This is a genomic window from Candidatus Glassbacteria bacterium, from assembly GCA_019456185.1.
Lineage (GTDB): Bacteria > Gemmatimonadota > Glassbacteria > GWA2-58-10 > GWA2-58-10 > JAJRTS01.
Genome location: VRUH01000076.1, coordinates 1 through 14,354 on the forward strand (window position 1 = coordinate 1; position 14,354 = coordinate 14,354).

9 protein-coding genes are annotated in these 14,354 nt (G+C 62.6%); 1 reads left to right on the top strand and 8 read right to left on the bottom strand.

All coding sequences use genetic code 11. The features are described 5' to 3' along the window. The 7 genes from FVQ81_16885 to FVQ81_16915 form a co-directional block, all read right to left on the bottom strand. A partial coding sequence (locus tag FVQ81_16885; GenBank protein MBW7998208.1) for a sulfatase-like hydrolase/transferase occupies window positions 1-566 on the bottom strand: 566 nt, incomplete at its 3' end. 85 nt (window positions 567-651) lie between these two features. After that, window positions 652-2,409 (bottom strand): arylsulfatase, encoded by a 1,758-nt coding sequence (locus tag FVQ81_16890; GenBank protein ID MBW7998209.1) that lies wholly within the window; start codon window positions 2,407-2,409, stop codon window positions 652-654. A 136-nt stretch (window positions 2,410-2,545) separates the two neighbouring features. Next, window positions 2,546-4,795 carry a family 20 glycosylhydrolase gene (locus FVQ81_16895; protein ID MBW7998210.1) on the bottom strand — a complete coding sequence of 750 codons (2,250 nt, stop codon included), beginning with the start codon at window positions 4,793-4,795 and terminating at the stop codon, window positions 2,546-2,548. 144 nt (window positions 4,796-4,939) lie between these two features. After that, on the bottom strand, window positions 4,940-8,128 hold the full coding sequence (locus tag FVQ81_16900; GenBank protein MBW7998211.1) for an efflux RND transporter permease subunit: 3,189 nt from the start codon (window positions 8,126-8,128) through the stop codon (window positions 4,940-4,942). Then, window positions 8,125-9,312: an efflux RND transporter periplasmic adaptor subunit gene (locus FVQ81_16905; GenBank protein MBW7998212.1), complete on the bottom strand. Its 1,188-nt coding sequence runs from the start codon at window positions 9,310-9,312 to the stop codon at window positions 8,125-8,127. The genes FVQ81_16900 and FVQ81_16905 overlap by 4 nt, the downstream gene beginning before the upstream one ends. A 19-nt stretch (window positions 9,313-9,331) precedes the next feature. Next, window positions 9,332-10,744: an efflux transporter outer membrane subunit gene (locus FVQ81_16910; protein ID MBW7998213.1), complete on the bottom strand. Its 1,413-nt coding sequence runs from the start codon at window positions 10,742-10,744 to the stop codon at window positions 9,332-9,334. Next, window positions 10,741-11,409 (bottom strand): TetR/AcrR family transcriptional regulator, encoded by a 669-nt coding sequence (locus tag FVQ81_16915; protein MBW7998214.1) that lies wholly within the window; start codon window positions 11,407-11,409, stop codon window positions 10,741-10,743. The genes FVQ81_16910 and FVQ81_16915 overlap by 4 nt, the downstream gene beginning before the upstream one ends. A 381-nt stretch (window positions 11,410-11,790) precedes the next feature. On the opposite strand from FVQ81_16915, the gene FVQ81_16920 reads away from it, so the two are divergent. Continuing rightward, window positions 11,791-13,557, top strand: a complete 1,767-nt coding sequence (locus FVQ81_16920) for a hypothetical protein (GenBank protein ID MBW7998215.1) — start codon at window positions 11,791-11,793, stop codon at window positions 13,555-13,557. Between the two features lie 101 nt (window positions 13,558-13,658). Here FVQ81_16920 and FVQ81_16925 read toward each other — a convergent pair whose 3' ends face one another. Then, on the bottom strand, window positions 13,659-14,330 hold the full coding sequence (locus tag FVQ81_16925; GenBank protein MBW7998216.1) for a sugar phosphate isomerase/epimerase: 672 nt from the start codon (window positions 14,328-14,330) through the stop codon (window positions 13,659-13,661). Window positions 14,331-14,354 lie beyond the last annotated feature (24 nt).

The following is a 14,354-nucleotide window of genomic DNA, read 5'->3' on the forward strand; positions in this document are numbered from 1 at the left end:
AGCTTGCCGAAACTGTCGGCGTACTCGGGGTGCTTGTCCCACATGTCGTTGGAGTAGGGCAGGCCGAAATACTCATCGAACCCGTGGCGGGTAGGCAGAAACTGAGGCTGGTAGCCCAGGTGCCACTTACCGACACAGGCTGTGGCGTAGCCCTGCTCCTTGAGCATCTCGCTGATCAGCAATTCATCGTCGCTGATCCCGTGGTTGCTTTTCGGGGTCAGCGCACCAAGGATACTTACCCGCTCCGGGTAGCAGCCGGTGAGCAGGGCCGCGCGTGAGGCCGAGCAGACCGCCGTGGCGGCGTGGAAATCGGTAAAGCGCACACCCTCGGCGGCCATCCGGTCCAGGTTCGGAGTACTGTAGCCCTGCGCACCGAAACAACCGATATCGGCATACGCCAGGTCGTCGCAGAAGACAATCACCACGTTGGGCTTGCCCTGGCGCATGGCCTGCCCGCCCGCGGCCTGCTCGGCTTGCGGAGAGTTGCAGCCGCCGAAAGCAGCAGTCGCGCCCAGAGCCGACGCCGATAGCGAGAGAAAATCACGTCTGTTGAAATTTTTATTCATGGCAGTTGTCCCGCGGAGGTTAATGGTGGGGTGAGGGTTCTAGTCAGTTCAATGTATCAGTTGTAAGAAATGTTTTCCGGTCAGCTCAGTTTGCGCGGCGGATGCGCACGGCCTTGATCTGTATCCCGCCCGGTCCGGGGACTTCGGGCGCACTCAAGCGTAGCGTGGTTGCTCCGGCGGGAAGGTTCATCACGCCCAGCGGCAGGGCGGCCCACTCTTTTTCGTAGACCTCGATCCGCTTCACCCGGTCCGGACTGGGAATGTACGGCGGGTCGTGGGGCTGTTCGATAGCCGCCGCCAGCCCGGCTCCGGCCGCCTCAATTCTGATAACCGCTCCCAGGTCCTCCGGCGGGCAGACATAATCGACAGCGAACTCGTACTTGCCTGCTGTTATTACCTCGATATTCCACGTTGCCTCGCCGCCAGCGGGGGAAAAATTCTGGACCCAGTCGTTGGCCCAGCCCGCGCGGCCGTTGTAGGTAAGTCCGCCGGACAACTCCGCTTCGTGGCCCGGCAGGACCGCAGTCCAGCCGCGGTATCCGATTGGAATCGGGGGAACAGTCAGCCCGCCTGAGCGGGCCTCGGTCCTCCATTTCCCGAATGCGCCGAAGAGAGCCGAGGAAACTGCCGGCAGGCTTGCCGACAGGTCGTGGCGCTGGCCGGGGTCGGCCAGGACATCGTATAACTCCGGCGGGTTGCCGCCGCGAACCACCAGGTTCCAGCGGTCGGTATGGACCGCCCCGTTTCCGCGCCAGCCGGTGAACATCATCCTGTCCGGCCAGTCCCTGGCGGTACCGGTCAGCAGGGGCACGAGGCTGGTCCCGTCGAGCGGCCGGGTGCCGGCGGTCCCGATCCCGGCGATTTCGCACAGGGTGGGCAGCAGATCGACATGGGCGGCTACCCGCTCCACTCTCGTGCCCGGAGCGATCTTGTCCGGCCACTGGATGTAACACGGAACCCGCGTGCCCCCGTCGAATACCGAGCCCTTGCGCTCGCGGAGGCCGTTGTTGAACCGGTCGGTCTGGGGACCGTTATCGGTGATAAAGACCACCACGGTCCTGCTCCGGACGCCGTTGTCGTCCAACGCGTTCAACACGCGGCCGAAATTGCGGTCGAGGTTTTCCACCATCCCGTAGACACAGGCCAGCGTTGGATCGCCGGTCAGACGGAAATACTTGTCGTAGAACTGGTCCGGCACCTGGAACGGCGAGTGGGGCGTGTTGTAGGGGAGGTAGAGGAAAAACGGCCTGCGGGCGTTCTGCTCGATAAACGAGATCGCTCCATCGGTGAGCACGTCGGCGATATAGCCCTCGGTTTCCACCATTTCGCCGTCGGAGTCCAGGGTTGTGTCGAAATAGTTGTTCCAGTGGCCGGCGCAGAAACCCAGGAAATGGTCGAAACCGCGGCCCAGCGGGTGGTAGGGGTAGTGAGCGCCGTTGTGCCACTTGCCGAAACATCCGGTGGCGTAACCCTGGCGCTTGAACAGGTCGGCGACCGTGACCTCGTCCAGGCTCATGGTTTCCCGGCCGCGTGTTACCCCATGGACTCCGCTGCGCCACGGGTAACGTCCGGTAAGCAGCGCCGCGCGGGTGGGAGCGCAGACCGGCGAGACATGGAAACGCTCCAGGCTGGCTCCGCTGGCGGCGAACGAATCCAGGACCGGGGTCTCCAGGTACAGGTTGCCGTTACGGGGGACGTCGCCCCAGCCCTGGTCGTCGGTCAGCACCAGCACCACATTGAGAGGAACATCCCCGCCGGCGCATGAACTCACCAGCGGAGCACCCAGCGCCAATGCGGCGCCGGCGCGGAAAAAGGTGCGACGGTTGAGCTTGTGATCAGGCATTGGAACAGGCTTCGGTGAAAAATACCGCGCCGTTGAACTTGCGCGGCGGAGGAAGAAACGGAACGATCTTAATTTTATCAAAGCGAGAGGCGGATGTCAAAAGTTACAGATACTCACTTCCCGGCCCGGGCGGGTTTCAATTATCCTGCCGCTCGGCAGGCGCCATCTCGATTGTCAACTCGTGCGCCCGGGCGTACTCTCCGGCCCTGGCTGCCAGGGCGACCCGCCACCTGTCGAGCCCGATCCGTGCGAACGGGGCGACCATGAACTCCATGTCAGGTGTGCGGTCGGCCCAGAGGTCCTTCGTATCGTTTCCGACAAAGACATACTCCCGGCCGTCCACTGACCGGCCCTTGGGGTAGCGGCTGCGTTCCCAGACTTCCTTGAAACCGCCCCAGAATTCCCGTCCCCACCCCTGGTGGCCGGCCACCAGCCGGTCGGCCCGGGCAAGGGAGTACCCGGCGCTCGCGAAATCGCCGCCTGCATGGGACTCGGCGGCCCGGCGGACCGCCCCCTCGGCGTCGGCCATCGTGATAACCGTGCGGATGAAATACTCCGCCATGCCGGCCACGGCCAGAAACACTTCCAGGCTGTACCGGTTGCGCTCCACTGTAGCCGTGGAGCGGGTGAGGATACTGCGCAGATTGGCGTTGCGCCCCAGCATCACCCTGGCACTGTCGATCAGCGCGGCGTGGCTGTCGCTGAAGGAGGATTCCAGCCTCAGGTCGCCGGGCCGGGGCAAGCCGGGCGGAGGCAGCAGGTAATCGTAGCGCCGGGTGCCGACCCCCTTGCCTTCGGAGTTACCGTAGGAGGGGCCGCGCGTGATACTCGGCACGCGGTCCCAGCCGCTTTCGAAAAAGCGGGCCTGCTCGATCAGCATTTTGTAGACAGCGGTCATATCCGGACGGTTACGGCCGTGAAAGAAGTCGAAAAAGTCCTCGACATGCTGGTCGAGCGACGGGGTGGCCGTACTCCAGGCGTACTGGTTGACAGTCGCCCAGCCCAGCCAGGCGGCCTCCTCGTGGGGACCGCTGGCGTCCCAGTAGGCGGCGAACGAGCCGATCGCCCGCGGAGCTTTCCGGCGGCCCTCGATGATTGTCTTCCGCGCCGCGTCCAGCCGGCCGTAAACCTCGTCGCCGCGGTAAGTGGCGGGGAAATAGTTGGGGAACAGCAGTTCGACACCCTGCATCGACGTGTAGATCAACTGTCTCATCCCGATCTCGTTCTCGGCATCGACAAAGGCCCGGTTATCGCCCAGGACGCCATCGATCAGGTCGCGGGGCAGCAGCCTGATATGTTCGGGCAGCAGCGGGTATTCCACCCAGGCCAGCACTCTGCGGCCTCGCTCGGTCAGCCAGGGGTACATGCGGTTGACATATTCCGCCCAGGCCAGGCTGCGGTTTTCGTTGTTATATTGCCGTCCGCATTTTTCGCAGATCCCGGCGTAATAGACCTCATCCATCGCCATGTGGAAATATTCAACGCCCGGGGTGGCCTCGATCAGGTCAGCGTAAAGATCCTGAATCAGCCGGATCGCATCCTCGTCGCACAGGCAGGCCTGGTAGTTGTTCCCGTCAGAGCGCAGACCGGCGAATTGGGGATGCTTGAGCGCCCAGTTGAAATGGGCGGGGGACTGCATGTCCGGTACGAACTGGATATGGCGCTGCAGGGCATAGCGGCTGAAATCCTGCATCTGCTCTGTCGTATAAGCTCCGGGGATACCGATCGCCGGATGACTGGGGTACTCGAACCGGTCATCCAGATCGAAGGCTACGCAGTTGACTTTCATCAGCGCCAGCCAATCGAAATGCCGCTTGAGAGTCTGTGGCAGTTCCTGGTGCAGTTTGGTATCCTTGTGGGCGAACCTTAGCTCCAGGTCGGGCCAGTCGGTGATCGCGCACTCCGGCAGGCTCCAGGCGACGCCCGTATCGCGGCGAATAAGCTGAACCAGGCTGCAGACGCCATAGAACAACCCCTGCGCGCTGTTGCCCGTGACCACCACGCTGTCGGGGAAAACAGCCAGACGGTAGCCCTGGCGGTCCAAAGCCGGGTCTCCACTTTCGGAAACAGTGCCCGGAACCACGCGCAGAATAATACGGCCCCCGCCGCCACCCTCGAACCTCAGCCCGGCCAGCTCCCCGGCCCAGCGTTTGAGCCAATCCGCAGCGAACCCGTCCACGCCCGCCTGCACCTCCACGCTCCACGAGTTGCCGATAGCGACATCCCGCGCGCCAAGTTCAACTTGCCGGGGAGCCGGAACGATAACGTAGCCCCTGGCTCGCAGGCCGGTGACAGAAGACAAGCCGCCGGTGCACCAGAGGAGGCTGAACAGGACCGCCAGCAGAAAAGTGACGACAGAATATTTGCGCGGCAGGGATGGCTGCATGCTGACCGGCTCCGGATGGGTGTGAAAAGCTGCTGGAGTTGAATAGCGAAACCGCCGGGGAGCAAGCTGCGCACCTCCGGCGGTTTAAATTTAACATTGCCCGGCTGTCAAAGACAACCCCGGGTTAACTCGGTTGACGGGAGATTACCCGCCTTCCTGTTCGACAACCTCGACCGGCTGGTATTCCCTCTGCCCCGCCCCGAGACCGATTAACCGCCGTAAATCTTCCAGGATGATGTACATCGAGGGTATGAGCAGCAGGGTGATCATCGTGGCGAACAGGATGCCGAACCCCAGGCTCAGCGCCATCGGGATCAGGAACTGGGCCTGCACGCTGGTTTCCAGTATTATCGGCATCAGGCCGAAAAAGGTGGTAAACGATGTCAGGACGATCGGCCGCAGCCTGCGGCGGCCCGCCGCCATGACCGCCGGAAGGATCTCCTTGCCCTGCTTGCGGTTTTTGTTTATCTGATAGATCAGCAGCAGGCTGTCGTTGACCACCACGCCCGCCAGGGCCACTACTCCGAACATGCTGAGCATACTCAGATCGTAGCCCATTATCAGGTGACCGATCACCGCGCCCACGAACCCGAACGGGATAGCGGCCATGATCAGGAGGGGCTGGCTGTAGCTGTGGAACGGAATAGCCAGCAGGGCGTAGATAGCCAGCAGGGCCAGCAGGAACCCTTCGGCTGTGCTGGCCATCGACTCCGCGCGCTCGCGCTCCTCGCCCACCAGTTCATAGCTCAATCCGGGATAGTCGGCGATAAGCTGCGGCAGGACAGTGGCCTGGATATCGGCTAGGATTTCACCGCTGTTCGCCATCTCGGCGTCGACCGTCCCCTGTACATTGACAGTGCGCTTGCGGTCGACCCGGTTGATTGCGTTATATCCCCGGCTTTCCTCGATATAGGCGGCCTGCTCCAACGGAAGCTCACCGCCTCCCGGAGTACGGATTCGCATCTGGTCCAGGTCCCATATGCTCTTGCGGTCGTCCGCGGGGTAGCGCACCATCACCTTGACCTCGTTACGGCCGATCTGCTGCCGCCGGGCCTCCGCACCGTAAAACGCACCCCTGACCTGGACGGCCAGATCGCGCTCGGTGATCCCCAGGGTGCGGGCGGCGGGCTTGAGCGTGAACTTAAGTTCTGGTTTGCCCTTGGAATAGTTGTCCTTGATATCGCTGACGCCCGGATAATCCCGCAGGGTCTCCTGAAGCCGCTCGCTGGCGCTCTCCAGCACCCCAAAATCGTTGTGGGCCAGCTGGACATCAATATTGGCGCCCATCTGCATCAGGTTGGAAGTGTAGGTTATCGACTCCACGCCTGGTATTTCGCCCACCCGCTGCCGCCAGAGATTCTCCACGGCCACCGAGGAGATATCGCGCTCGTCGCTCTCGACCATCATCATACTGACTTCCGACAGGTTGGCCGCAGTCGCCTCGCCGCCAGAGGCGCCATGCGGCCCGCCTGAACCCAGGCTGCCGCCGACAATGGCGAATACGCTTTCCACCGTGGGTGTCCGGCGTCCGGAGGCACTGTCGTGGGAGGCCATTACCTCCCGGCCCTTGGCCACGATATATTCGGTAATCTCGGCAGTCTTATATGCCGGAGTGCCGGGGGGCATCTGCAGGTTTACGTTCACCTGGTCGCCATCCACGCGGGGCATGAACGAGAACTTGACTATTCCGCCCCGGATCAGCCCGACTGTCAGCACCAGCGTGGCGAATCCCGCCGCCAGGGTTGCGTAGCGGTAGCGAAGGCAGATATCCAGCGCGCGGGAATACGGCCCGCTGGTAAATTCGTCCAGCCAGCGGCTGACCCTTTTGCGCGTGTTGTCGATCATGCCCAGCAGCCCGTGCGAGTCCAACCTGTGCTTGCCGATCGACAGATGGGCCGGAAGGACCAGCAGCGATTCGATGAGTGAAACCGTCAGAATGGACATCACCACCAGCGGGATCGTTTTGATAAACTTGCCCATCAGGCCGCTGATAAACACCAGCGGCATGAACGCCACCAGAGTGGTCAGGATGCTGAACGTAATCGGCATCGCCACTTCCAGCGCCCCGTCCACGGCCGCTTTCGGGAAAGGCTTACCCATCTGACGGTGCTCGTAGATATTCTCGCCCACGATTATCGCGTCATCCACCACGATCCCCAAGGCCAGGATAAATGCGAACAGGCTCATCATGTTGATCGACACGCCCAGCCACGGCATGATGAACATCGCGCCCAGGAACGAGATCGGCAGGCCGAGCATGACCCACAGGGCCAGGCGGATTTCAAGGAACAGCCCCAGCACGATCATCACCAGGGTCAGGCCGATAGCCGCGTTCTTGATCAGCAGGTTCACACGGCTGTTGTAGATTTCTGTTGTGTCGTACCAGACATCCAGGCTCATCGACCCGGGCAGGCCCAGGGACTTCTCCTCGGCGTAACCGATCACCAGGTCGCTGATCTCGGTGGGCTTCTGCTCACCCACGCGGAACACCTTTATCATCGCGGCCGGCCGGCCGTTGAACTCGGCGTGCATGTCCGTTTCCCGGAACGCGTCCCTGACCTCGGCGATATCGCCAAGCTTGACCCGCGCACCCTCGCCGGTGCCGATTATCGTGATCTGCTCGTACTCGGTTCCGGTGTAGCGCTTCTCCTTGGTGCGCAGCAGTATCTCTCCGCCCTCGGTCTTGATCGTGCCGCCGGGAAGGTCGAGCGAAGCCAAGCGCACCGCGCCGGCCACATGCTCCAGCGTCAGGCCGTAGCGGCGAAGGTTTTTCTCGGGCACCTCGATCGAGATTTCGTAGGGCCGCAAACCTCCCAGGTCCACCTGGGTGATCTGCGGGAATGCCAGCAGTTCCTCGCGGATCAGCTCGGCCTGCTCCCGCAGGCTGCGCTCCGGAACATCGCCGTAGAGCACCAGGCTGATAACCTCGATACGGTTGATGAGCTTGGAGATAATCGGCTTCTCCGCCTCCTCCGGGAAAGTGATTATCCGGTCAACCTCGCTCTTGATCTCCTGCAGGGCCACGTCGGGGTCGTGGCCGGCCACCAGCTCGGCGGTGACCACGCCCATCCCCTCGGTGGCGGTGCTGCGGATCTCCTTGATCCCGTCCACGCTGGTGATATTGTCCTCGATCTTGAGGATGATCCCCTCCTCGACCTCCTCCGGCCCGGCCCCCGGATAGGGCACCTGGACCTGGATCATATCGAGGCTGATCTCGGGGAAAATCTCCTGTTTGATCGAGAAGGCCTTGATCAGCCCGCCCACCAGCAGGACCATCATCAGCAGGTTGGCCGCCACGTGGTTGCCGGCCATCCATTTGATCGCTCCCCTCATCGCACCTCCCCGGTCTGGGCCACCCGCAGTTTCAGCCCGTCGGCCGCGCCGGCCAGGTATGTTGTCACCACCCTGTCTCCGGCACGCAGGCCGGAGCCAAGCACGGCCGTCTCCTGCTCGCGGCGCAGCAGTTCGACATTCCCGATTTTCAGGGTGCTGTCGGCTGCAACGAACAGCCAAACCGTTCTGTTCTGCCTGAGCGCCGAGGCGGGCAGGCGGTAGACATTATCGAGCATCCTGCCGGAGATTCTCACCTCCACGAAACTGCCCACCGCCAGTTCGAACGGCCGTCCACTCTCCGGGTCACCCAAGCCGTAGGGGTCGTCGACAGCAATCACCACGCGCTCCATCCGCCCCTGCTGGTCGACCACACCCAGGTTACGCACCACTCTGCCGATCCAGCTATAGATACGCCCGTCCACCTCCATTCGCACCTCGGCCGGAGAACCGGCAAGGCTGTTGACCGGCGATGGGACATCGAGCCAGCGGAGGTCGCTCAGGGGCAGGGGCACTGTCACCTCGGCGCGGTCGGTGCCGATCAGGACCGCCACGGTGGTCCCGGATCGCACGTACTGACCCGGATCGATATTTTCCGAGCGCACGCGGCAGTTGAACGGGGCGTGGACTTTCGTCCTTTCCAGGTTCAGCTCGGCCCGCTCGACCGTCGCGGCAGCGGCTTTGAGCTGGGCGCGGGCATTCTTGAGCTGGGGTTCGTGAAGGACCAGCGGGTTGGGTTCGCCGGAGCGCCTGTCTCCCAGGCGCTCCCATTCGTCGCGGGCCACCTCGGCCCGGCCCTCGGCGGTCGCCAGCTCGTATTCGGCGCGGGCCAGCTGCGATTCGGCACCCTGGAGCGCCAGGACGTAGTCCACGTCCTCGATCTCGAACATCACTTCACCGGCGCTGAAATAACCGCCGGCTACGAACTGGTCGGCTACTTTCACCACCTTGCCCTCGACCTGCGGGGCGATATTGGCCTCCACCCGCGGCTGGACCGTACCGGTGGCGTAGACAGTCACCTGGTGGCTGGTGGGGCTGACCTCGATAGTCTCGACAAGCGGCCCCGGACTGACCCTGTGCTGCTTCTCCGGAGCGCTGCGGCTGGCAATCATGATCGCGGTCAGCGCAAACGCCCCGGCCAGGATCGCTACCGGGATACCGGCTTTACGTAAGAGTCTGCTGTTCATTATCCACCTTCTCCAGGGGTTATTTGGCGCTCAGCCTGTTTTCTGCTTCGCTTTCCATCCAGTTGCCGCCCAGGGCGCGGGCCAGGCTGATCCGGTGAGAGATCAGCTGCCTGCGCGCGGCCACCAGTTGGCTGCGGGCGTCGAAATCGGCGCTCTGACCGGTCAAAACAGGGAGGTAGTCGCTCAGGCCCTGCGAGTAGTTATCGACGGCGAGGCGGAGGGCGCCGCCGGTGGACTCCACCCGCTCCTCCAGCCGCCCGATTCTTTCCTCGGTAGTCCTGTTGCGGACCAGCGCGTCCTCCACCTCGCCGAATGCGCCTAACACAGTCTCGTGATAGAAAGCCAGCCGCTCGCGGAACGCGGCCCGCGCCCTGTCGGCCTCGGCGCGCCTGCGGCCCCCGTCGAAGAGCGGCATCAGGACGCTGCCGGCCAGATTCCAGAAATTGGCCGAGATCACGTCGAAGCCGTAATCGCTCCTGCTGCGGCCGTAGTCGCCGGTGAGGTTGAAGGAGGGGAAACGCTGGGCCACCGCCTGGCCCACCCGGGCGTCGGCGGCCATCACCCGCAAGAGTGCGGCTTCCACATCGGGACGGCGCGCCAGCAGCTCCGAAGGCAGCCCGGCGGGGAACGCCTCCGGCACCGCGGGCAGCTCGGCGACAACCGCGTCCTCCAACGTCCCCGGATAACGGCCCAGCAGGAGCGAAAGCGCGTGCTCGGCAGCGGCCAGTTCGGCCTCGATCTGCGGAGCGCGGGCCCTCGCCCCGGCCAGATTCTGCCTGGCCTGGTAGACATCGAGCGCCTCCACCAGCCCCAGCTCGTAACGCCGGTCCACCAGGTCGGTAAGCTGCTCGAACGACTCGATTGTCCGCCGGGTGAGCGCAAGCTGCTCGCGCTGCTCGGCCACGAGGTAGTAGAGGTCGGCGGCGCTGGCGGAAACAGTCAGGTACATACTCTCAAGGTCGCTGCGGCCGGCCTCGGCGTCGAGCCTGCCGGCGGCGTGGGCGGCGGCCATCTTGCGCCAGACATCCAGTTCATAGGCGGCACTGGCCGACAAGATGGCGGTCTTAGAAATATAATTACCGAAAACGTTCGCCTGTTGGCCCCGGCTTGTCCGGCCCTCCAGGTTAAGCGACGGCAACCGTCCGGCGCGGGCGCTGCGACGGGCGGCATCCGCCTGCTCCAGCCTGGCCACAGCCTGGGCCAGGCCGTAGTTGGCAGCCAGCGCCGAGTCGATAACCTCCGAGAGCGCGGAGTCATCGAACACCAGCCACCAACGGCCGCCGCCGTAATGGTTCGCAGCCGCCCCAGACACTGAATTGAAAGCAGCAGGCGGCTCAACCGGAGGCTCAATATTTTGCGTCCTGTGCACTGCACAGCCCTGGATAACCAGCAGGGCGAGCAGCACGTTTGTCTGCATGGCAAAAAACTTCATCCCGCCTCCATTCCCGCGGTGATAAAATCGATCAACTTATCTTTCTTTTGCTGCAACTCCCTGAAATCGCCTTCCTCCTTAAGCGCAAAAGAAAGAAATTCCTTGTCCGCCGAGAGGCGAATCAGCATACTGCCCATGGTGGACATGCTGATAATCAGACTAAACAGCACGTCCTGGGGGTCGCGGGTGGGAAGGGCCTGGCATATTGCCTCGTGCAGGGCGGTCAGGGCCGGACGGGCGGATTCAATGAAGTTACGGTTAAGGAAACCCTCGGTATCGGCCATCGAGCGCCAGATCAACCGGACGAAACTCCGCCCGCCGGCGTTGCCAAGCGCAAGTTCGAACGCTGGATCGACAAACGCCCGGAACAGGTCCTTGACGGCAGGACGGTGTCCGCTGCTGCGGGCCTCGCCAAGTACTTTCTCCAGGTTTTCTATCCGCGCACGGTTGGCCGGTACCATTTTGCGCTCGAAAACCCGTTTTACCAGCTCCTCCTTGGAACCGAAATGGTAGTTGACAGCCGCCAGGTTGACCCCGGCGTCGCTGGTGATCGCCCGCAGGCTGGTCCCGGCGTAGCCATGTTCGGCGAACAGCCGCTCGGCGCTGTCGAGAATCCGCTGCATCGTAAGGCCTTCATTTGCTTCAACCATTGTGACAGGATCCATCGACAGGATTAAAACAGAAAATCAAACGATTGTATGATACGCTTGTTTCATACAGTCATTTTAATCATTTTTGCCGGATTGTCAAGGTCTCGGGACTTTTTTTCCGTTTTCGCCACCCCGGCAGACTGCCGTAGTAATAATATTGACAATTCACAGGGGCCGGGTTATCGTGACTGCAATTAATTTCTGAGAGAATATAATGCCCTGGCCAGCTGGTGGAATGCGGTGAGCTCCAAGACGTGATGGGTTCACCAAGCGCCGGACAGGCATGCCCCCGCCGAAAAAATCTGCTGCTGTTTTTCCTTAAGCCTTACCCACAGGCTCCGGGCGGAGTTCCCCGGCAGTAATCACGGGCTTGTGAAATCATTCCGGAGGCACACAATGCAGCTTGTTGCGCGGGCGGACCTGGTGATTGTCGGCGTCTATCTGCTGGCGATGATCGGCATTGGCGTGGTGATGTCCTTTTTCAACAAGGACGACAGTGATTTTTTCCGTGGCGGCAACAAGATGCCGTGGTGGCTGGCCGGCGTGAGCCTGTTCATGAGCATGTTCAGCGTCTACACGTTCACCGGCGCTGCCGGACTGGCCTACCGCTCGCCTGGAGTGGCGTTCCTGCTGTATTTCCTCAACGGGGCAGGCTACCTGATCGGGTTCCTGTTCCTGGCCTCGCGCTGGCGGCGCAGCCGCTCGGCCACCATTTTCTCCTACCTCACCGAGCGCTACGGACTGACCACCAACCAGGTATACAGCTGGATGGGCCTGGCCGCCTCGATTGTGCAGTCGGGTGTGATGCTGCTGGCGCTGGCGAAGTTCGTCTCGGTGGCGATCGGCACGGACCTGACCTCGACCATTATCGTCTGCGGAGCCGTGATCGCCGCTTATTGCCTGATCGGCGGGCTGTGGGCGGTGGTGGTTACCGACACGCTGCAGTTCATGGTGATGTTTCCCTGCGCGATAATCACGATGTGGCTGGGAGTGAGCGCAATCGGCGGGGTGGACGTGCTGATGGCGAACGTGGCGACCTGGAATGTCCCTGACAGCGGCGTGTACATGAGCGGCGACGCCTGGAGCTACGGCTGGAAATTTATCATGGCCTACGGGGTGATGATGATTTTCGCCTCCAGCAGCGGGATCGCGGCCCAGCGCTATTTCTCGGTTAAAAAGGAGAAGCAGGCGCGCCAGGTGGCCCTGCTGACCATGATCCTGCTGGTTATCGCGCCGCTGGTCTGGCTGCTGCCGCCGGTCTGCGCACGGATCCTGGGCCTGGACCTGCAATTCGTCAGCGAGACCCTGAAGATGAACGCGCCGGAGGAGGCCGCCTACGTGGTGTTCTGCCTCAAGTATCTGCCGGTGGGCGCGATGGGGATTATCCTCTCGGCAATGCTGTCGGCAACGATGAGCAGCCTCAGCTCGAATTTCAACGCGTTCGCCGCTGTGATCACCGAGGACATAGTCAAGCAGCTCCTCTGGAAGAAAGCCAGCAGCAAGGCCCTGCTCGTGGTGGGCCGGGTCATGACCCTGGTGCTGGGTACGCTGGTGATCGCCGCGGCGGTGATCATGGCCGAACGTCCGGGCGGAGTGTTCCAGTTGATGCTCGATTTTTCGGGCGTGGTGATTATCCCGGCCGGCATCCCGATCGTGGTCGGCCTGTTTTACAAGCCGACACCCTGGTGGGCCGGTATCGCCAGCTACGTTTCAGGCGTCGCGGTCGGCCTGGCCGCGCTGTGGTACGACATGAGCATTACGATCGGCGGGGTCGAACTGCTCAGCGCGCCGCCCACGTTCGAGCAGCAGGTGTTCACAATCGGCACGCTGAGCGCGCTGGTGTATTTCATACCCGGCATGCTAGTCAAAATACGCGGCAGCTACGCCCAGCGGCTGGACGCATTCTTCACCAAGCTGGCCACGCCGATATCTGACGCCGAGGTGGGCGACAGCGAGACCACCGATGTGAGCAGCTACCGGATCACGGGCTGGACCACGGTGGGCATGGGTGCGGCGGTCAGCGGACTGGCCCTGCTGGACCTGCCGATTTCGGGCCGGATGATCAACCTCAGTGTCGGGCTGCTGATGGCCGCGTTCGGGCTGGCGCTGATCTGGATGTGCCGGGCGGGGATCAAACGAGCGCGGCATGGAACACAGATCTGAGTCTCTGCTTGCTGTGCAAGGCGGCTGCGATGCAATAAAAAAGCCGGAGTGGTAAAACCATACCCCGGCTTTTTTTATTTTTCTATCCTGACCGGGCGCACTCATCCGGTCAATTCGCTCAACTGCTCCCGCAGGAACGCCAGGTCATCGGCCAGCCGGGATTCGGTGTAGTCCTTGAAATACTCCAGGTACAACGGGCCGTCGTAACCCAGTTCCATCAGTCCGGCCAGCAGGGGCATCCACATGTGCGCCCCCTCGCGCAGCGGACCGGTATCGGCCTCGTCGCGGAACCAGTGGCAATGGACGAAGGCCAGCCGGGAGAACACCCGCTGGAGGTCCTCGACATTGCCCGGCACACTGCGCCGGTTTTCCTCCAGCATCTGGAAGTAGGTGTAGATGTTGTCGTGGCCTGCTCTCTCGAGCACGCTCATAACTTCCCCGGCCCCGCAGGTAGGCGTGTGCGTGTGGTACTCGAACCCGACTCTGATCCCGCGCCCGGCCCCCATCTCCGCCACCCTGGCCGTACGCTGAACCAGTAGTTCCACCTGCTCGACAGTCATTTCGCTCAGCTCGCCCGGATCGCCCCAGTGGCCGGACCAGACCCGGATCGTACCGCAGCCCAGGCCCTCGGCGATATCCAGCTGGGCGGAGAAATCAGCGGGATCGTCGTTAAACACGCCATGGTAGGAGCCGTAGCTGGGCAGTGCGATCCCCGCCTCACGGCAGAGCGTCGCCACCTCGCGCAGCCGTTTTTGCGGAGTGCCCGGCGGGATGTGGTAGTCGCGGCCGGACCACTA

Bases quoted from the DNA above. Each gene is read 5' to 3' on its own strand.
- FVQ81_16890 (MBW7998209.1), bottom strand. From the start codon at position 2,409: ATGCCTGATCACAAGCTCAACCGTCGCACCTTTTTCCGCGCCGGCGCC.
- FVQ81_16895 (MBW7998210.1), bottom strand. From the start codon at position 4,795: ATGCAGCCATCCCTGCCGCGCAAATATTCTGTCGTCACTTTTCTGCTG.
- FVQ81_16900 (MBW7998211.1), bottom strand. From the start codon at position 8,128: ATGAGGGGAGCGATCAAATGGATGGCCGGCAACCACGTGGCGGCCAAC.
- FVQ81_16905 (MBW7998212.1), bottom strand. From the start codon at position 9,312: ATGAACAGCAGACTCTTACGTAAAGCCGGTATCCCGGTAGCGATCCTG.
- FVQ81_16910 (MBW7998213.1), bottom strand. From the start codon at position 10,744: ATGAAGTTTTTTGCCATGCAGACAAACGTGCTGCTCGCCCTGCTGGTT.
- FVQ81_16915 (MBW7998214.1), bottom strand. From the start codon at position 11,409: ATGGATCCTGTCACAATGGTTGAAGCAAATGAAGGCCTTACGATGCAG.
- FVQ81_16920 (MBW7998215.1), top strand. From the start codon at position 11,791: ATGCAGCTTGTTGCGCGGGCGGACCTGGTGATTGTCGGCGTCTATCTG.